Here is an 18,514-nt window from a genome sequence, read left to right as displayed (position 1 = left end):
GGCGGCGGGTGGTGGAGGGGGCGACCACCGCGTCGCCGGAGTGGACGGCGCGGATGGCGGTGAGCAGTTCGGCGGGCGGGACGTCCTTGAGCAGGAAGCCGCTGGCGCCCGCCTTGATCGCGGCGAAGGCGTACTCGTCCAGATCGAACGTGGTCAGTATCAGCACCCTGGGCACGCCGTTGCCCTCGCCGCCGGACAGCAGCCGCCTGGTCGCCTCGACGCCGTCGAGCTTGGGCATGCGCACGTCCATCAGCACCACGTCGGCGGCGCAGCGGTCGAGCAGGCTGAGGGCGGCCAGGCCGTCGGCCGCCTCGCCGACGACGGTCATGTCCTGCTGCGCGTCGAGGATCATCCGGAATCCGGTGCGCAGCAGCTCCTGATCGTCCACCAGCATGATGCGAATCACTGCAGCACCCTAGCCGACTCGTACGGCAGTACGGCCTCGACCTGGAATCCGCCTTCCGCCAACGGGCCGGCCGTCAGCTCGCCGCCGAACATGGCGACGCGCTCGCGCATGCCGGCGAGGCCGTTGCCCTGGCCGTCGGTCGGGGCACCGGCGCCGCGGCCGTTGTCTCGCACCCTGAGGCGCAGCTCCTGCTCGTTGTAGTGCATCCCGACGCACGCGCTGACCTCGGGGCCGCCGTGCTTGCGGGCATTGGTGAGCGACTCCTGCACGATCCGGTAGGCGGCGAGCGCGACGCCCTGGGACAGCTCGACCGGCACGCCCTCGACCCGGAACTCCACCGACACGCCAGTCGTGCGGACCTGTTCGAGAAGGTCCTCGAGCTGGTCGATGCCGGGCTGCGGGGCGCGGTCCGCCTCGCCGTCCTGGGCACGGAGCACGCCGAGGAGCCTGCGCATCTCGACGAGTGCGGAGCGGCCGGTCTCGGCGATCGCGCCGAGGGCCTTGCGGGTGTTCTCGGGCGCCGAGTCCATGGCGTACGCGGCACCCTCCGCCTGAACCACCATCACCGAGACGTTGTGCGCGACGACGTCGTGCAACTCGCGGGCGATGCGCGCGCGCTCGGTGGCGGCGGCGATCTGGGCCTGCTGGTCGCGCTCGCGTTCGAGACGCTGGGCCTTCTCCTCCAGCTCCACGTAGTACGACCTCCGGTACTGCATCGAGTCCCCGGCGACCCACGCGATGATCATCGGCGAGGCGAACACGCAGTAGGCGAAGGTCCACAGCAGGACGCTGGCACTCTCGTGCGCGCCGGTCGGGTGGACCCGGTAGATCGCGACGGCCGCGCCGACCAGGCAGACGCCGAGGCCGGCCAGCGAGTGCCGGCGCGGCCGGTAGGCGGCCAGGCTGTAGAGCGCGATCGGGACCGCGAGGTCGGAGGCGCTTATGTACGTCGGGGTGAGCACCTGGAAGGCGCCGATCGCGATGATCGTCCAGAAGACCGCCCCCGGATATTTTCGGCGGACCACGATCGGCGCGCCGATGACCAGCGGCGCGATCTTCCACCAGCCCGGTTCGTGCCCCATGGTGAGCAGGCCGAACAGCACGAGCACCACCGCGACCACGCCGTCGACGTGGGTCGGGTGCCGTTGCAGCCAGATGTAGAGCCGGGTCACGCTTTCGAGAGTACGTAACGGCGGCCCGGCCTGGCCATACGCCGCGAGGCGGTACCGTCTCATCCCGTGGAACGACCTGTGGACGCCCCCAGCTACCTGCCGTGGTCCGTCGCCATGGACCGCGCGCTCTACGGCCCGGAGGGCTTCTTCCGCAGGCCGGCCGGCCCCGCCGCGCATTTCCGCACGTCGGTTCACGCCTCGCCGCTGTTCGCCGCCGCGCTGCTGCGACTGGTCCGCGAGGTGGACGAGCTGCTGGGGCAGCCGGCGCGGTTCACGCTCGTGGACCTGGGTGCCGGGCACGCGGAGCTGCTGCTCGGCGTGCTCGGGCGGCTCGGCGACGATCCGCTCGCGCGGCGGCTGCGGCCGGTCGCGGTCGAGCTCGCGGACCGGCCGTCCGGGCTTCCGGACGCGATCGAGTGGCTGCCGCGGGCTCCGGAGGGGATCAGCGGCCTGCTCGTCGCGAACGAGTGGCTGGACAACGTGCCGTGCGACGTCGTCGAGATCGGCCCGCACGGCCCGCGGCTGGTCGAGGTCGCGCCGGACGGCTCCGAGCGGCTCGGCGAGGAGCCGAACGACTCGCAGCAGGCCTGGCTGGAGCACTGGTGGCCGGCCTGGCGGACCGGGCGGGTCGGGGACCGCTCGGAGATCGGCCTGATGCGCGACGCGGCGTGGGCCGGAGCCGTCGAGACGGTGGACGAGGGGGTGGCCGTCGCCGTCGACTATGCACATGCTGTGGACAGCCGGCCGCCCTACGGCTCGCTCACCGGCTACGCCGAGGGCCGCCAGGTGCCGCCGGTCCCGGACGGGCGGTGCGACCTGACCGCGCACGTCGCGCTCGACGCGTGCGCCGCCGCCGCGGAGCACGTCGCCGACTGGTCCCGCAGGCTCGACCAGCGCACGGCGCTGCGCAGGCTGGGCGTCACCGGCGCCCGCCCCGACCTGGCGAAGGCCGCCGCCGACCCGCTCGGCTACGTCCGCGCGCTCTCCCGCGCCTCGGCCGCGGCCGAGCTCACCGACCCCTCCGGCCTCGGGGCCTTCGGATGGCTGGTCCAGGGCGTGGCTGTGACCACGGTCTCCAGTCTGGAAGACTGACCTGTCATGGGAGAGCAACTCGTCGAGCGGACTGCGGGGGTCGGCACCGGCCTCGCCACCGAGGACATGGTCCTCAACGTCGGCCCGCAGCATCCGGCCACGCACGGCGTGCTGCGGCTGCGGCTGACGCTGGACGGCGAGAAGATCGTGGACGCCGAGCCGATCATCGGCTACATGCACCGCGGCGCCGAGAAGCTCTTCGAGGTGCGCGACTACCGGCAGATCATCATGCTGGCGAACCGGCATGACTGGCTCTCCGCCTTCGCCAACGAGCTCGGCGTGGTGCTGGCCGCCGAGCGGATGCTGGGCATGGAGGTACCGGTCCGCGCGGTCTGGGCGCGCACGATGCTGGCCGAGCTCAACCGCGTGCTGAACCACCTGATGTTCCTCGGCTCCTATCCGCTGGAGCTCGGCGCGATCACCCCGATCTTCTACGCGTTCCGCGAGCGCGAGGAGATCCAGAAGGTGATGGAGGAGATCTCCGGCGGCCGGATGCACTTCATGTTCAACCGCGTCGGCGGCCTCAAGGAGGACCTGCCGGCCGGCTGGCTCGACCGGGCGCGGGCCGCGATCGACGCCGTGCGCGGGCGGATGAGCGACATCGACGCGATCATCCACGGCAACGAGATCTTCCACGCGCGCACGAAGGGCGTGGGCGTGCTGACGGCCGAGCAGATCGGCGCGTACGGCGTGTCCGGGCCGATCGCCCGCGCCTCGGGGGTCGACTTCGACCTGCGGCGCGACGATCCCTACCTGGCCTACGGCGAGCTCGGCGACGTGCTCGAGGTCGTCACCGGCACCGGCGGCGACTGCTTCGAACGCTTCGAGTGCCTGCTCGCGCAGACCTACAACTCGCTCGATCTCGCCGCCGCCTGCGCGGACCGGCTGGCCGCGCTGCCGGCCGGCCCGATCAACCTGCGGCTGCCGAAGGTGCTGAAGGTGCCCGAGGGCGAGACCTACGCGTGGACCGAGAACCCGCTCGGCATCAACGGCTACTACCTCGTCTCGCGCGGCGACAAGACGCCCTGGCGACTCAAGCTGCGCTCGGCGTCGTTCAACAACATCCAGGTGCTCAAGGAGCTGCTGCCGGGCTGCCTGGTCGCCGACATGGTCGCGATCCTCGGGTCGATGTTCTTCGTCGTCGGCGACATCGACAAGTAAGACGGCTGCGAGCGCAGGCGCCCGGCGAGACCTGACGCTGACGCCGCGGCGACGTGCGCCACCTTGCTTACCGCGGGTGTCAGGCGCGGGGCGTGGCCAGCTTGTTGTCGCCGGAGGGCGGTGTGCTCGGCTGTTCCGGGGGGACGCGCAGGACGCGCTCGAGGTAGAGCGCGGCGGCCATGAGAGCGATGCCCGCGAGGAGCGCGAACAGGCACCGGAGTGCTTCGCTGCGGTAGCTCTCGACGCTCAGGTGGCCGAGCAGCGTGAGCCCGTAACCGCCGTATATGCCGCCGAAGACGGCGCCGACGAGCCCGGCGGCCTTGCCGAGGACGAGGGCGCGGGCCGCCTGCAGCGGATCGATCGGCTTCGGTTCGCGGCCGCGCTTGTCCACGCGCGGCTCGCCGCGCATGGCGCGCAGCCGGGCCTCGCGGTACGCGTTCAGCCGCGCGCGCAGCCCGAGGGCGATGCCGAGGACGGCGGCGGCGAGGACGGCGAGGGTGATGGGGGCGGAGAGCGGTACAGGCGGCGGGGAGCCCAGGTGCTGCCAGAACCGCAACGCTGTGAACGCCAGGACTGCGCACAATGCGGTCAGTCCGGCGAGCACTCCGGGCCTGGTCGGTTTCACAGGCTCAGTCTGACAGGAAAGGCGGTTCCGAGTCACACGCCCTGGGGCGAACAGTGTCGGATCACCACTGCAACAACAGGTCGGGCCTGGGTTCCACGCCGTCCTTGGGCAGTTCGTCGAGCAGTTCGGCGATGGGCCCGCGGCCGGGGATGACGGCGTTCGGCTCGACGTCGTGCCACGGCCGGAGCACGAAGGCGCGTTCGTGGGCCCGGTTGTGCGGGACCGTCAGGTCCTCGTCGTTCAGCTCCAGGTCGTCGTACACGATGATGTCGACGTCTATCGTGCGCGCGGACCAGCGTTCGCCGCGCACCCGGTGCAGCGCCTCCTCGATGGCCTGCGTGCGGATGAGCAGCTGATGCGGGGTCAGATCGGTGCCCACGACGGCCACGGCGTTGAGGTACGCCGGCTGGTCGCTCAGGTCCTTCGCCTGCGGGTCGCCGGCGGGGCCGCCGAAGGGCGCGGTCTCGTAGACCGGCGAGATGGAGATCGGCTGGATCCCGGGCGCGTCGCCCAGCGCGTCGAGCGCCGACTGCAGCGATTCGAGCCGGTCCCCCAGGTTCCCGCCGAGGGCGAGCACCGCGTGGTGCGCGGAATGGGTGGTGGTCATCGCAGGGCCTCCGTCCGCTCACGTCGGATGGTCACGCTGACGTCGTCGAAGGGCACCGTGATCGGCGCGTCGGGCTTGTGCACGGTGATCTGCACGGCGGCCACCGCGGGATCGGCCAGGCAGATCCCGGCGAGCCGGGCCGCGAGGGTCTCGACGAGGTTCACCGGCTCGCCCTCGACCACCGCGACCAGCTTCTCGGCGATGCTGCCGTAGTCCGCGGTGCAGGCCAGGTCGTCCCCGGCCGCGGCGGCCCTGGTGTCCAGCTCGAGCACGGCGTCCACCACGAAGGTCTGCCCCTCGGCCCGCTCGCGCGGGTAGACGCCGTGCCGACCGCGCGCGCGAAGGCCGGTGAGCGTTATTCGATCGGATCCGACGTGCATGCTGTGGTGACTCCCGGCTGGTCCTCGGCGCGTTCTCGCGCTCTGGGAACCTACCCAATAACCATGCGCCCGATCACACCGGGCGGCCATCCGAGTTCGGCCGCTCCGACGGGAAGACCGGGGCGGAACAGTGCGTGACCAGCCGCCAGCCGTCGCCGTCGCGCTTGAAGACATTGACGGCCTCGTAGTGGCTGCCGCCGAAGCCGAGGGAGTCCTCGTCCTGCCCGGGCAGCTCGGAGAGCACGTTCTCCACGCAGGTCACGATCGCCGCGGAGCCGATCTGCCGGACCCGGACGTCGGTGATGAAGAACTGCAGGTAGTTGATCCGGGAGCAGACCACGGCCCAGGACCGCAGCACCCGCTCGAGCCCGTGCACGGCGGGCTGGCCGGGGTGCACGCAGGTCGCCGAGTCCGGGACCTCCGCGCCGACCCACACGGCCCGCATGAGATCCATGTCGGCGTTCTCGATGGCCTGGTAGAACTGCTCGTTCGCCTTGATGATGGCCGCCGCGTCCCTCGTGGGCGGCTGCAGGTCCGGGTCGGCCGTCATCGCGCCTCGCCCTCGCCCATCGCGGCCACCGCGCGCACGGCGTCGGCCGCCGCGGCCCCGGCGTGCACCCGGACCGCCCAGGCGCCGCGCTCCGCGGCGACCGCGGCCACGGCGAGGGTCGCCGCGTCCCGCTCGGCAGCCGGGCGCGGCACGCCCGCGTCGTCGGCCAGCAGCGCGCCGAGGAACCGCTTGCGCGAGTGCCCGATCAGCAGCGGCCGGCCCAGTTCCCGCTGCAGCCGCCGCTGTCCGCGCAGCAGCGCCCAGTCGTGTTCGGCGTTCTTCGCGAAGCCGAGACCGGGGTCGAGCACGATCCGATCGGGTTCGATGCCCGCGTCCACCGCCGCGGCCAGCCGTGCAGTCAATTCCGCTCCTACCTCCCGGACGACGTCTCCGTAACTCGCCATGGAACCCATGTCCACACTGTGCCCACGCCAGTGCATGAGAATGTATGGCAGCTGGAGATCGGCGACGGTTCGGAGCATTTCCGGATCGGCCAGCCCCCCGCTCACATCGTTGACGATCCGCGCCCCGGCCCGCGCGCACTGCCGGACCACCTCCGCGCGCATCGTGTCCACCGAGACCAGGCCGCCCGCGTCGACCAGTCCCTCGACGACCGGGAGCACCCGGCGCAGCTCCTCTTGGACGCTCACCCGCGCGGCGCCGGGCCGGGTCGACTCGCCGCCGACGTCCAGCACGTCCACCCCGGCGCGCAGCGCGGCGACGCCGTTGCCGATCGCCGCGGCGGCGGCCAGGTTGAGCCCGCCGTCGGAGAAGGAGTCCGGGGTCGCGTTCAGGATCGCGAACACCGCGCAGCGGCCGAACTCGGGAAGGCCCGCGACCTGGTGGCTCGTCATCTCGGTCAGCTAGCCCTCGGTGCGCGCGGCGCTCAGCTCGGAACCTTCGGCCGCGCGGCCGCCGCCGCGCCGCAGCAGCGAGGGCAGCACCAGGAAGGCCTCGGCCTCCAGCGCGGCCAGCGCGATCCGCGGCAGGTCCCTGGTCTGCCGGAAGACGACGAAGCGCGGCTCCCAGATCGGCCGGAACTTCACGTTGAACCGGTAGAGCGACTCGATCTGGAACCAGCGGGAGAGGAAGACCAGCAGCCCCCGCCAGCGGCGCAGCACCGGTCCTGCGCCGATCCGCTCGCCGCGCTCCAGGGCGGAGCGGAAGACCGCGAAGTTCAGCGAGATCCGGTCCACCCCGAGCCGGCCGGCCTCGCGCAGCGCGGCCACGATCATCAGCTCGTTCAGGCCGGGGTCCGCGGTCCGGTCCCGGCGCATCAGGTCGAGCGAGAGCCCGTCCGTGCCCCACGGGACGAAGTTGAGCACCGCGCGGATCTCGCCCTCGTGCCGCGCCGTGACGACCACGCAGTCGCCGTCGGACGGGTCGCCGAAGCGGCCGAGCGCCATCGAGAAGCCGCGCTCGGTCTCGGTCGACCGGCCGTCGTTCGCCAGCCGACGGATCGCCACGATCTCTGCCTCCGGGATCTCGCGCAGCCGCCGGGTCTCGCAGACGTAGCCCTTGCGCTCGATCTTGTTGACCATCTGCCGGACGTTGCGCATCGCGCGCCCCTCGAGGGTGAAGTCCGCCACCTCGACCACGGCCTCGTCGCCGAGCTCCAGCGCGTCCATCCCGGCCTCGCGGCACCAGATCTCGCCGCCGAGCTCGCTGCAGCCCATCACGGCCGGGATCCAGGCGTACTTGTCGGCGCGGTCGCAGAAGGCCTTGATCGCGCCGGGCCACGCCTCGGGGTCGCCCACCGGGTCGCCGCTCGCCAGCATCACGCCGGCGACCACGCGATAGGCGATGCAGGCCTTGTTGCTCGGCGAGAAGAGCACCGCCTTGTCCCGCCGCAGCGCGAAGTAGCCGAGCGAGTCGCGCTTGCCGTGCTTGGCCAGCAGCCCGCGGACCTCGGTCTCCTGCGCCGGGGTGAGCAGCGCGTCGGGCACCGCCGGGCGCATGAACAGGTAGAGCGTGATCAGCAGCGTCAGCAGGCTCAGGCCGATCAGCGAGAAGTAGACGTAGTCGCCGTACCGGTCGGCCTCGAACTGCATCGGCCCGCTGACCCCGACCAGGCCGAGCAGCACCTGCTCGACGCGGTCGTACACGCTGGCGCCGATGACGATCTCCTCCGGCCGCACCGAGACGATCAGCAGGCCGAGCGCGAGATCGACGACCAGCAGGCAGAAGAAGGTCCAGATGGCGCGCCAGCGCGAGCGCGGGTCGCTCAGCGCGTAGAACTCGTTGCGGTAGACGATCAGCAGCACGAGCAGCACCGTCGGCAGGATCACGCCGTTGCCGGTGGCCCGCGGGATGAAGTGCCCGGCGAACGCGATCACGTGGCCGAGGACGGTCAGCCCTAGCAGCCCGACCACGCCGAGCCAGGCGCGGTGCTTGCGCCGCCGCAGTCCGTGCGCGAGCAGCACCAGCAGCACGCCGATGATCAGGCTCGCGGCCACGCCGTACGGGTTGATCTCGAGGCCCGGCACGAAATGGCTGACCTCGTGCGCGGACGCGGACTTGATCGGCCCGGTCTTGCGGAAGGCCGGGAAGAGCGCGTAGACGATGTCCAGCAGTCCGAGCAGGTAGCAGACCAGCCCGGCCACCCGGGGGATCCAGGGACGCCGCTTCGGCCGCACCAGGGGCTGCACGAGCGGCTGCACCAGAGGCTGCACGGCGTTCAGCACGGCGCCGGTGAGATCGGTCTCCGGCTCCTCCGGCTGCGGCTGCGCCCGCTCGGCGGCCTCGTCCGCCCGCTGCGCCTCGACGGTCGGCACAGGCGCCTGCCCGGGCAGCTGGGAACCGCCCTTGGCGCGCTCGCCCTTCGGCGAGGTGCCCGCCGCGGATCTTCGCCGCGGCTCGGCCTTCACCGCCCGAGTATGAGGCTCATCGCCTCGGCCCGCGTCGCGGGGGCGCGTAGCATTCCCCGAACCGCGGACGTCACCGTCCTCGCCCCCGGCTTCCTGATCCCTCGCATCGACATGCACAGGTGTTCGCACTCCACTACGACGATGACCCCACGTGGCTGCAGGATGCGGACGAGCGCGTCCGCTACCTGTGTAGTCAGACGCTCCTGGACCTGGGGGCGTTTCGCGTAAACATCGACCAGGCGCGCCAGCTTCGACAGGCCGGTGATGCGTCCGTCCACCGAAGGAATGTAGCCGACGTGGGCCACTCCGTGGAACGGAACGAGGTGGTGTTCGCAGCACGAGTAGAGCTCGATGTCGCGCACCAGCACCATTTCGTCGTGTCCGAGCTCGAAGGTGGTGGTGAGCACCTCCTCGGGCGCCTGCCGCAGGCCCGCGAACATCTCCTGGTACGCGCGGGCCACCCGGCCCGGCGTGTCCCGCAGGCCGTCGCGGTCCGGGTCCTCGCCGACCGCGATGAGCAGCTCGCGTATCGCGTTCTCCGCCCGCTTCTCGTCGAAGGGGCCGACCGCGCGCCCGCTGTCCACCGACACTTCTTCACGGAGTGAGATGGGGTCGATCACTTCGGGCCTCGCTACCGTCGTCCGATCGGCGCCGCCGGGCCGGTGGAGAAGGGCCTCGAAACGCCGGTGAGGCGGCCCAGTCTAGTACCCGGGGCCGCCTCCCGATCATCCGGTTTACCTCCGGATCACGCTCACTCGCTGCCGTTGGCCGCCGTCAGCTCCTTGGGCGAGCGCACCGGCGGCACGTCCGAGGGCACCCGGCGGGACGAGCCGGTCCAGGCGGGCCGCGGCGAGCGCAGCCGCACGTCGGCGAAGATGTTGGCGATCTGCGCCTTGTCCAGCGTCTCCTTCTCGAGCAGCTCCAGGACCAGCCGGTCGAGGATCGCGCGGTTGTCGGCCAGGATCTCCCAGGCCTCGTCGTGCGCGTTCTCGATCAGCTTCTTGACCTCTTCGTCCACCAGGGCGGCGACGTCCTCGGAGTAGTCGCGCTGGTGGCCCATGTCGCGGCCGAGGAAGACCTCGCCGCTGTCCTGGCCCAGCTTGATCGCACCGAGCCGCTCGGTCATGCCGTACTGGGTGACCATCGCGCGGGCCACCTTGGTGGCCTTCTCGATGTCGTTGCTCGCGCCGGTGGTCGGGTCGTGGAAGACCATCTCCTCCGCGGCCCGGCCGCCCATCGCGTAGGCCAGCTGGTCGAGCAGCTCGTTGCGGGTGGTCGAGTACTTGTCCTCGTCCGGCAGCACCATCGTGTAGCCGAGGGCGCGGCCGCGCGGCAGGATCGTGACCTTGTGCACCGGGTCGGTGTTCGGCAGCGCGTGCGCGACCAGGGCGTGGCCGCCCTCGTGGTACGCGGTGATCTTCTTCTCGTGCTCGCTCATCAGGCGGGTCTTCTTCTGCGGACCGGCCACGACGCGGTCGATCGCCTCGTCCAGCGCCCGGTTGTCGATGAGCTTCTTCTCCGAGCGGGCCGTGAGCAGCGCCGCCTCGTTGAGCACGTTGGCCAGGTCGGCGCCGGTGAAGCCGGGGGTGCGCCGGGCGACCGCCATCAGGTCCACGTCCGGGGTGATCGGCTTGCCCTTGGCGTGCACCTCGAGGATCTGCCGGCGGCCGTTGAGGTCCGGGGCGTCGACCGCGATCTGCCGGTCGAAGCGGCCGGGCCGCAGCAGCGCCGGGTCCAGGATGTCCGGCCGGTTGGTGGCGGCGATCAGGATGACCCCGCCCTTGACGTCGAAGCCGTCCATCTCGACGAGCAGCTGGTTCAGCGTCTGCTCGCGCTCGTCGTGGCCGCCGCCGAGGCCGGCGCCGCGGTGCCGGCCGACCGCGTCGATCTCGTCCACGAACACGATCGCCGGGGCGTTGGCCTTGGCCTGCTCGAACAGGTCGCGCACCCGGGAGGCGCCGACGCCCACGAACATCTCGACGAAGTCGGAGCCGGAGATGGAGAAGAACGGCACGCCGGCCTCGCCGGCCACGGCGCGCGCGAGCAGCGTCTTGCCGGTACCGGGCTGGCCGTAGAGCAGCACGCCCTTGGGGATCTTCGCGCCGATGGCCTGGAACTTGGCCGGGGCCTGCAGGAAGTCCTTGATCTCCTGCAGCTCCTCGATCGCCTCGTCCACGCCGGCCACGTCGGCGAAGGTGGTCTTCGGGGTGTCCTTGGTGAGCATCTTGGCCCGGGACTTGCCGAAGTTCATCACCCGCGAGCCGCCGCCCTGCATCTGGTTCAGCAGGAAGATGAACACGACCACGAGCAGCAGGAAGGGCAGCAGCGTGACCAGCGCGGAGACGATCCACGAGGTCTTGGTCACGTTGACGTTGTAGCCGCCGGTGAGGTTGCCCGCCTTGCCGGCGTTGTCCAGGTCGGTGGCGAGCTGGTTGCCCTGCTGGTCGTTGAGGTAGGTGGCCTGCTCCTTGGTGCCGTCCTTCAGCGTGACCTGGATGGTCTGGCTGGAGCCGGTGTTGAGCTGGGCCGACTGCACCTGGCCCGCGCCGATCTGGGTGATGATCTTCGAGGTGTCCACGGAGGTGTAGCCGTTGCCGGAGGACATGATGTTCATCACAGCGAGCACGGCGAGTACGACGAGCACGACCCAGATCACGGGGCCACGGAAAATTCGCTTCACGTCCATCGTTGCGAGGCGCTCAAGGCCCCGTCCCTCCTGCCGGCTCTCCGTCCCCGGACCGATGCCCGAGGACCTTCATACTGCCCGGTAAACCACCGGCTCACGCTGCGCGTAGACCAGGACCATGCCCTCGCGGCGTCGGCGCTACCCGTCCGCCGCCCGGAGCAACCGGGTGACCCGGCCCTAACGGAGTACCGGGTCATTACACGATGGCAACGATCCTACGGTGTCCGTGCGTTCCCGGACCACGCAGCGATTTTCGGTCAGGAGTAGACGTGCGGGGCGAGAAGCCCGATGAACGGCAGGTTCCGGAACCTCTGGTCGTAGTCCAGGCCGTAGCCGACGACGAAGTCGTTGGGGATGTCGAAGCCGACGTACTTGACGTCGATCTGCACCTTCGCGGCATCCGGCTTGCGCAGCAGCGTGCACACCTCGAGCGAGGCGGGCTGGCGCTGCCTGAGGTTAGACAGCAGCCAGGACAGGGTCAGCCCCGAGTCGATGATGTCCTCGACGACCAGCACGTGCTTGCCCTTGATGTCGGTGTCCAGGTCCTTGAGGATCCGCACCACGCCGGAGGACTTGGTGCCGGCCCCGTAGGAGGAGATCGCCATCCAGTCCAGCGTGATCGGGTTGTGCAGGGCCCTGGACAGGTCCGCCATCACCATCAGCGCGCCGTTGAGCACGCCCACCAGCAGCAGCTCCTCGCCGTCGTAGTCGGCGTCGACGGCGGCGGCGAGCCGGGCGATGCCCGCCCTTATGTCCTCCTCGCTCAGGAGAACCTTCTCGAGCTTGTCGCCCATGTCCTTGTCGTCCACGTCGCTTTTCTCTCCCTCGTTACTTGGACGCCGCTCCGGTGAGCTGCTGGCCGCGCGCTCCGTCGCTGTGCGCGGTGGGCGCGGTCTCGCCGAAAGCAAGTCTGCCATTCGTCCTGCGCACCTCGACCGCCCCGGGTAGCTGCAGCGGCCCCTGGCCGCGCCAGCCGGTGACCAAGGCGTCGACGGCCTCGATGTGCGAGGCGGCGAGGGTGCCGGCCGGGGCGCCGCTGCGCAGTGCGGCCAGCCTTATGACGCGGCGGCGCACCGCGGTGGGCAGCTCGGCGAGCCGGCGGGCGTCGAGGCCGCCCTCGGCGTGCTGGCAGGCGGCGTACTCGCGGCCGGCCCACTCGTCGAGCGCCTCGGTGTCCTCGCGCAGCATCCGCGCGGTGCGGGCCAGCGCCTCGGGCATGCCGGGGCCGAGCACGGCGGCGAGCTCGGGGATCAGCTGGTGGCGCACCCGGGAGCGGGTGTAGGCCGGGTCGGCGTTGTGCGGGTCCTGCCAGGGCTCGACGCCCTCGGCCTCGCAGGCGGCCGCGGTGGCCGAGCGCGGCAGCCCGAGCAGCGGGCGGCGGTAGCGGTCCTCGGGCCCGAAGACGGCGGGCATCCCGGCGAGCGAGCGGGCGCCCGAGCCGCGGGCCAGGCCGAGCAGGACGGTCTCGGCCTGGTCGTCCCTCGTGTGGCCGAGCAGCACGCTGCGCGCCCCGTAGCGTTCGGCGAAATGGTCGAGCGCCTCGTAGCGCGCGGCCCGGGCGGCAGCTTCCGGCCCCCCGGCCCGGCCGACGGTGACCGCGACCGACTCGACCGGGTCGAGTCCCCGGCGGCGCAGCAGCTCGACGACCTCGTGCGCGCGTTCCGGAGAGCCGTCCTGCAGGCCGTGGTCGACGCTGACCCCGCCGCAGCGCAGCCCGAGGCGCGGCGCGACGAAGGCGGCCGCGCAGGCCAGGGCGAGCGAGTCCGCGCCGCCGGAGCAGGCGACGAGGACGAGGTCGCCCGGCTCGTGGTCGGCGAGCGCGGTGCGGACGGCGAGTCGTATCGCGGCTACGGCCGGTACAGGTCCCATGGTGTGGCTCCTCGCTTCGGTGGCTCGGTTCCGACGGGCCGTACCTCAGCCGCGGCGCAGCGGAACCCGCCGCACCCACGCGGCGGGCTGCGCGATCTCCGCCATGGTCGGGAGGGTGTTCGGGGAGGTCCAGATCCGGTTGAAGCCGTCCATGCCGACCTCGCCCACGACGGAGCGCACGAAGCGCTCCCCGTCCCGGTACTGCCGCATCTTGGCGTCCAACCCGAGCACCTTGCGCAGCAGGGCGTCCGGCCTTATCCGGTGCGTGTTCCGGCGGCGGGCGAACTCCCGGCTGATCTCCGCGACCGACGGCACGACCAGCGGGCCGACTCCGTCCATCACGTACGTGGCGTGGCCTTCGAGCAGCGTCATCACGGCGGTCAGCCGGTCCATCGCGGCGCGCTGCTCGGGAGTCCGCACCAGATCGAGCAACGAGCGACGACCCGTCCGGGTGACGGCCGAAGGCTCACTGTCCACCCGTTCGGCGGGGGCGCCGGCGGGTGCGCGTTCATCCGGACGGGCGTATCGCCGTATTGCCTCGCGCATCCGCACCGCGAGTTGGGCCGGTTCCAGGTCGAGTTCGGCGACGAGCGCGGCGAGCCCGTCGAGCAGGTGGTCGCGCAGCCAGGGCACGGCGCCGAACTGGGCCCGGTGCGCCTCCTCGTGCAGGCAGACCCAGAGCCGGAAGTCGGGCGGGTGCACGCCGAGCTCACGCTCGACCCGCACGATGTTGGGCGCGACCAGCAGCAGCCGGCCGCCGTCGGCGCCGAAGGGGTCGTACTGGCCGAGCACGCGGGTGGAGAAGAAGGCCAGCACCGAGCCGACCTCCGCGCCGGTGAGCTTCGCGCCGACCGTGTTCGCGGTGGAGCGCAGCGCGCCGGAGGGCACGCCCTCGCGGTACTGCCTGACCTTCTCGACGAGCGGGCTGGAGAGGGTGCGCATCACGTCCAGGTTCGCGTTCACCCAGCTGTGCGAATCGACCACCAGCACCGGCCGGTCCGCCGCGGGCACCTCGAGGCCGGTGAACGCGCGCACGTGCTCCTCCGCCGCGACCGCGCAGGCCCGCAGCTCGGCCACCGCCCGGTCGGCCCCGGCGCGGGAGACCGCCGGTCCCGGCCTGGCCAGGCCGCGCGCCGTGGCCCCGGCCACCTGCCAGTCGATGAGCTCGTCGTTCTCCACACTGTTCAAGGTATCCCGTTCCGAGGGGAAGAATGTCTGTGAGCACGTCCGGAATGTTGCGTTGATCACGTCCGGCGGCCGGTTGCGACGACTGGCCGCCCGCGTAGGGGACACTTGTGCCTGACATACGCGGGCACGCGTCCGGTGCGGCTGGATGCGGTTCGACGGAAGCCGCATTGGAGGAAACAGACCGATGGAGTTCGACGTCCTTATCGAGATTCCCAAAGGGCAGCGGAACAAGTACGAGGTGGATCACAAGACCGGCCGGATAAGGCTGGACCGGATGCTGTTCACCTCCACCCGCTACCCGTCGGACTACGGCTACATCGAGGACACCCTCGGCGAGGACGGCGACCCGCTCGACGCCCTCGTGCTGCTCGACGAGCCGACCTTCCCGGGCTGCCTGGTGCTGTGCCGCGCCATCGGCATGTTCCGGATGACGGACGAGAAGGGCGGGGACGACAAGGTGCTCTGCGTCCCGGCGAACGACCCCCGGATGGAGCACATCCGGGACATCCACCACGTCTCCGAGTTCGACCGGCTCGAGATCCAGCACTTCTTCGAGGTCTACAAGGACCTCGAGCCCGGCAAGTCCGTCGAGGGCGCCAACTGGGTCGGGCGCACCGAGGCCGAGGAGGAGATCCGGCATTCCCGGCTCCGCTTCGCCGAGTCCCCCGAGGGCCACGGCCACTGACCTCGCAGGGCCGCGCGCGCAGGCGCCGGCCAGGACGCTCCCCGGAATACCATCCTCCGTTCCGGGGGGCGTCGGCGTCAGTAGGGCCGCGCGTAGAACTGGATCGGTCCCCACATCCACATGTCGGAGATCATCACGTTCCAGCCCGTCTTCGGCGCCTGCACCATCCGGCCGCTGCCGAGGTAGATCGCCTCGTGGTAGATGGTGTTCGAGTCGTTCGCGTTCGTGGCCCAGAACAGCAGGTCCCCGGGCCGCAGCTGGCCGTAGCTCAGCGGATGGCTCGCCTGGTACTGGAAGGCCGCGAAGTGCGGCAGATCGATGCCCGCGGACTCGTAGGCCCTCATCGCGAGTCCCGAGCAGTCGAAGGAGTCGGGGCCGGTCCCGCCCCACTTGTACGGCTTGCCCAGCTGGGCGAGCGCGTACCGCAGGGCCTGGGCGGCGACATCGGCGGCGTAGGACGGCGCCTGGCCGCCGCCGCTCTGCGAACCGCCCGAGCCTGATCCCGAGCCCGGCCCGCCGCCGTCGGAACCCTGCTGCGCCTGGGCCGCCTGCCGCGCGGCGGCCTCCTCCTGCGCCTGCTGCTCGGCGAGTCCCTTCTGCCGCTGCTCGGCCAGTTGCGTCGCCGTGTTCTGCGCCGCAGCCTGTGCCGCGAGCAAGGCGTCGAGTTGCGTGCCCAACGCCCCGACCTGCGCCTGAGCCGCATCCGCCGCCTGTTGGGCCTTCTGCGCCAACTGCGCGACCTGGTCCTGCGCGGTCTTCAGAGCCACCGCGCTCGCGGCAGCCTGAACCTTCGCGGCCGCGGCGGTCTTACTTGCGTCCTGTGCCTGGTTCACGATCGAGGACTGACTCTGCAGCATGCGTCGTACGACGTGCACGCCGTCCATGTACTGCTGCGGGTCCTTCACATCGAGCACGATCGTCAGCGAACTGAGATCCGCCGCCTGACCCTCGCGGTACGCGGCCGCGACCAGCCGGCCGAGCTCGACCTTCGCCGCGCCGGCGAACCGCGCGGCGTCCTGCGCGCGCTGCGTCGCCTGCACGAGGGCCTGCTGAGCTGTCTGCTCACGCGCGGTCGCCCCGGCATAGTCCGCCTGCGCCTGCCGCGACACGGCCTCCAGCTCGGCCAGGTGCTGCTGCGCGGCGACGAGCGCGGCCTGCGCCGGATCGACGGCCGCCTTCGCGCTGCTCGCCGCCTGATTCGCCTGGTTCACCTGGTTCTGGCTCGGATACACCGGATCGGCCTGCGCCCCGCCCACCAGCCCGGTCAGAATCGCCGCCGTCAGCGCCGCGCAGCCGACCGGGAGCGCGACCCGCGACCGCAGCACCCGCCGACGCATGATCCGCCGCATACCCCTGTCACCGCCCGTCGTCCGTGCACCTGTCAGATGCGCTAGTCAGATAAGCATCGTGACTCGCTCATTCCGCGCACATCCGGACGACACGCTCACGATCACTCGTATGCGCGCAAACAGCCCATTAATCACACCCGTTCGGAGGCAGCAGGCGTAGACGGCCCCCGGACATGCGAAAGCCCGGACCAGTGGAACTGGCCCGGGCCGCACTGAGCCTCCTATCGGAATCGAACCGATGACCTACGCATTACGAGTGCGTCGCTCTGGCCGACTGAGCTAAGGAGGCCTGGTCGGAGATCGCTCCCGACCGAGCCCCTAGTGTAGCCGACTCAACTGGTCTGCTGGCAAACGGTTCCGGCGGCGGGCAGGGCGCCGCTCAGGAAGTAGGCGTCCACGGCGGTATCGATGCAGGTCGGGGAGCCGCGGCGGTAGGCCGTGTGGCCATCGCCGTTCATGGTCAGCAGGCGTCCCGCGGACAGTTCCCCGGCCAGGTTCCGCGCCCAGGCGTAGGGCGTGGCCGGATCGTTGGTCGTGCCGACGACGAGGATCGGGGCAGAGCCGCGGGCGGCGATGGTGTGCGGGGAGTCGGTGGTGCCGGTCTTCCAGTAGGCGCAGGGCAGGCTGGACCAGTCGACCATGGGGCCGAAGAACGGCGCGACCTTTTGGAAGGCCGGCAGTTCGGCCTCGATCTGCGCCGCGGAGGTCGCCTCGTCCGGGTGGTCGACGCAGTTCACCGCGTAGTTCGCGGCGATCTCGTTGTCCGTGTAGTGCCCGTTCTGCCGATCGTTGTAGGCGTCCGCCATCGCCAGCAGGGTCGAGCCGTCGCCCTTGAAGGCACTGGTCAGCGCCTGCCGCAGCGTCGGCCACCAGCCCTGGTCGTACATGGCGACGGAGATGCCGGTGAGCGCGTACGCCTCGTCGACCTTGCGGGTGCCGTCGCCGGTGATCGGGTGCGTCTCCAGGCCGTCGACCCAGGTCTTGAGCTTGGTGTACGCCGCGTTCGCGTCGGTGGTGCCGAGCGGACAGCCGGCCTGCTTCACGCAGTCGGCGAGGAACAGGTGCAGCTCCTTGTCGAACGACGCGGCCTGCGTGAGGTTCTCCTGCTCGGCCGTCAGGTTCGGGTCGATGGCGCCGTCGAGCACGAGGTGGCCGACGCGCTGCGGGAACTCCTCCGCGTAGGTCGCGCCGAGCAGAGTGCCGTAGGACTTGCCGAGGTAGTTCAGCTTCGTGTCGCCCAGGGCCGCGCGCAGTATGTCCATGTCCCTGGCCGCGTCCACGGTCCCGACGTGCGGCAGCAGCGCGCCGGACTTCGCCTCGCACTGCTGCGCGAACAGCTGCGACTCCCTCTCGACCTCGGCGAGCTGCGCCGGGGTGTCCGGGTTCGAGGGCGTGTCGACGAACGTGTCCATCTGGCTGTCCGTCAGGCACTCGACCGGGTCCGACCGGCCGACGCCGCGCGGGTCGAAGCCGACCAGGTCGTAGCGGGCCAGCAGGGCCTTGTCCAGCACGTCGCCCGAGGTCGCGTAGGAGATCCCGGAGCCGCCGGGACCGCCCGGGTTGACCACCAGGGAGCCGAGCCGGTGGGCCGGGTCCGCGGCCTGCTTGCGGACCACGGACAGCTGGATCCTCGCGCCGTTCGGATCCGAGTAGCTCACCGGCACGCTCAGCGCGCTGCACTGGTAGCCGCCGTCGCAGGACTTCCACACCAGCCGCTGGCCGTAGTACCCGGCCAGGTCGGCGGCCGTGCCCGCGGTCAGCCCCGGCTTGCCCGTCGTCGCGGCCGACGCGCTGCCGAAAGCGGTGCACGCGGCCAGCGGCAGGGCGAGCAGGAGCGCGCCCACGGCCAGCGACCGCGGCGCGGGACGACAGGTCAT

At 71.2% G+C, this 18,514-nt stretch carries 18 protein-coding genes and 1 tRNA gene; 3 read left to right on the top strand and 16 right to left on the bottom strand.

From position 1 onward, the window contains the following. A partial coding sequence (locus KDK95_RS07700; RefSeq protein WP_212517336.1) for a response regulator occupies positions 1-394 on the bottom strand: 394 nt, incomplete at its 3' end. 8 nt (positions 395-402) lie between these two features. Further along, positions 403-1,578, bottom strand: coding sequence for a sensor histidine kinase (locus tag KDK95_RS37625; RefSeq protein WP_212517330.1), 1,176 nt, complete (start codon positions 1,576-1,578; stop codon positions 403-405). A gap of 114 nt (positions 1,579-1,692) precedes the next feature. On the opposite strand from KDK95_RS37625, the gene KDK95_RS07690 reads away from it, so the two are divergent. Beyond that, positions 1,693-2,670 carry an SAM-dependent methyltransferase gene (locus tag KDK95_RS07690; protein ID WP_212517335.1) on the top strand — a complete coding sequence of 326 codons (978 nt, stop codon included), beginning with the start codon at positions 1,693-1,695 and terminating at the stop codon, positions 2,668-2,670. 6 nt (positions 2,671-2,676) lie between these two features. Continuing rightward, on the top strand, positions 2,677-3,831 hold the full coding sequence (locus KDK95_RS07685) for an NADH-quinone oxidoreductase subunit D (RefSeq protein ID WP_212517329.1): 1,155 nt from the start codon (positions 2,677-2,679) through the stop codon (positions 3,829-3,831). Between the two features lie 79 nt (positions 3,832-3,910). Here the strand turns inward: KDK95_RS07685 and KDK95_RS07680 are convergent, their stop codons facing one another. The 11 genes from KDK95_RS07680 to KDK95_RS07630 form a co-directional block, all read right to left on the bottom strand. Beyond that, entirely contained in the window at positions 3,911-4,456 is a 546-nt protein-coding gene (locus tag KDK95_RS07680; protein WP_212517328.1) for a DUF3180 domain-containing protein, read from the bottom strand. 61 nt (positions 4,457-4,517) lie between these two features. Continuing rightward, positions 4,518-5,063 (bottom strand): 2-amino-4-hydroxy-6-hydroxymethyldihydropteridine diphosphokinase, encoded by a 546-nt coding sequence (gene folK / locus KDK95_RS07675; protein WP_212517327.1) that lies wholly within the window; start codon positions 5,061-5,063, stop codon positions 4,518-4,520. Beyond that, positions 5,060-5,443 carry a dihydroneopterin aldolase gene (folB, locus tag KDK95_RS07670; RefSeq protein WP_212517326.1) on the bottom strand — a complete coding sequence of 128 codons (384 nt, stop codon included), beginning with the start codon at positions 5,441-5,443 and terminating at the stop codon, positions 5,060-5,062. Before folB ends, folK begins: the two co-directional genes overlap by 4 nt. Before the next feature lie 73 nt (positions 5,444-5,516). Next, entirely contained in the window at positions 5,517-5,993 is a 477-nt protein-coding gene (locus KDK95_RS07665; protein WP_212517325.1) for a nuclear transport factor 2 family protein, read from the bottom strand. Next, on the bottom strand, positions 5,990-6,847 hold the full coding sequence (folP, locus tag KDK95_RS07660) for a dihydropteroate synthase (protein ID WP_212517324.1): 858 nt from the start codon (positions 6,845-6,847) through the stop codon (positions 5,990-5,992). Before folP ends, KDK95_RS07665 begins: the two co-directional genes overlap by 4 nt. Before the next feature lie 9 nt (positions 6,848-6,856). Continuing rightward, entirely contained in the window at positions 6,857-8,860 is a 2,004-nt protein-coding gene (locus tag KDK95_RS07655) for a phosphatidylglycerol lysyltransferase domain-containing protein (protein ID WP_212517323.1), read from the bottom strand. Then, the gene (folE, locus tag KDK95_RS07650) at positions 8,857-9,450 is read right to left on the bottom strand and encodes a GTP cyclohydrolase I FolE (protein ID WP_372463280.1); all 594 of its coding nucleotides are present in this window, start codon (positions 9,448-9,450) and stop codon (positions 8,857-8,859) included. The genes KDK95_RS07655 and folE overlap by 4 nt, the downstream gene beginning before the upstream one ends. A gap of 161 nt (positions 9,451-9,611) precedes the next feature. Further along, entirely contained in the window at positions 9,612-11,546 is a 1,935-nt protein-coding gene (gene ftsH / locus KDK95_RS07645; protein ID WP_212517322.1) for an ATP-dependent zinc metalloprotease FtsH, read from the bottom strand. A 257-nt stretch (positions 11,547-11,803) separates the two neighbouring features. Continuing rightward, positions 11,804-12,355: a hypoxanthine phosphoribosyltransferase gene (gene hpt, locus KDK95_RS07640; RefSeq protein WP_372463279.1), complete on the bottom strand. Its 552-nt coding sequence runs from the start codon at positions 12,353-12,355 to the stop codon at positions 11,804-11,806. 19 nt (positions 12,356-12,374) lie between these two features. After that, the gene (gene tilS / locus KDK95_RS07635) at positions 12,375-13,415 is read right to left on the bottom strand and encodes a tRNA lysidine(34) synthetase TilS (protein WP_212517321.1); all 1,041 of its coding nucleotides are present in this window, start codon (positions 13,413-13,415) and stop codon (positions 12,375-12,377) included. A 45-nt stretch (positions 13,416-13,460) separates the two neighbouring features. After that, positions 13,461-14,603, bottom strand: coding sequence for an Rv3626c family coenzyme F420 biosynthesis-associated protein (locus KDK95_RS07630; RefSeq protein WP_372463278.1), 1,143 nt, complete (start codon positions 14,601-14,603; stop codon positions 13,461-13,463). Between the two features lie 184 nt (positions 14,604-14,787). Between KDK95_RS07630 and KDK95_RS07625 the strand changes: the two genes are divergently transcribed. After that, entirely contained in the window at positions 14,788-15,288 is a 501-nt protein-coding gene (locus tag KDK95_RS07625; RefSeq protein WP_212517319.1) for an inorganic diphosphatase, read from the top strand. A gap of 77 nt (positions 15,289-15,365) precedes the next feature. On the opposite strand, the gene KDK95_RS07620 is transcribed toward KDK95_RS07625, so the two are convergent. From KDK95_RS07620 to KDK95_RS07610, 3 genes are all read right to left on the bottom strand, one after another. Beyond that, complete coding sequence (locus KDK95_RS07620; protein WP_212517318.1) at positions 15,366-16,625, bottom strand: C40 family peptidase; 1,260 nt, start codon at positions 16,623-16,625, stop codon at positions 15,366-15,368. A gap of 227 nt (positions 16,626-16,852) precedes the next feature. Next, positions 16,853-16,926: transfer RNA gene (locus KDK95_RS07615), tRNA-Thr, on the bottom strand. Positions 16,927-16,969: 43 nt separating this feature from the next. Beyond that, on the bottom strand, positions 16,970-18,514 hold the full coding sequence (locus KDK95_RS07610; RefSeq protein ID WP_212517317.1) for an alpha/beta hydrolase: 1,545 nt from the start codon (positions 18,512-18,514) through the stop codon (positions 16,970-16,972).

It is taken from the genome of Actinospica acidithermotolerans (genome assembly GCF_018139625.1).
GTDB classification, from domain to species: domain Bacteria; phylum Actinomycetota; class Actinomycetes; order Streptomycetales; family Catenulisporaceae; genus Actinospica; species Actinospica acidithermotolerans.
Note: the sequence above shows the minus strand (reverse complement) of the source record. Positions and strands in the feature narration are given on the sequence as shown.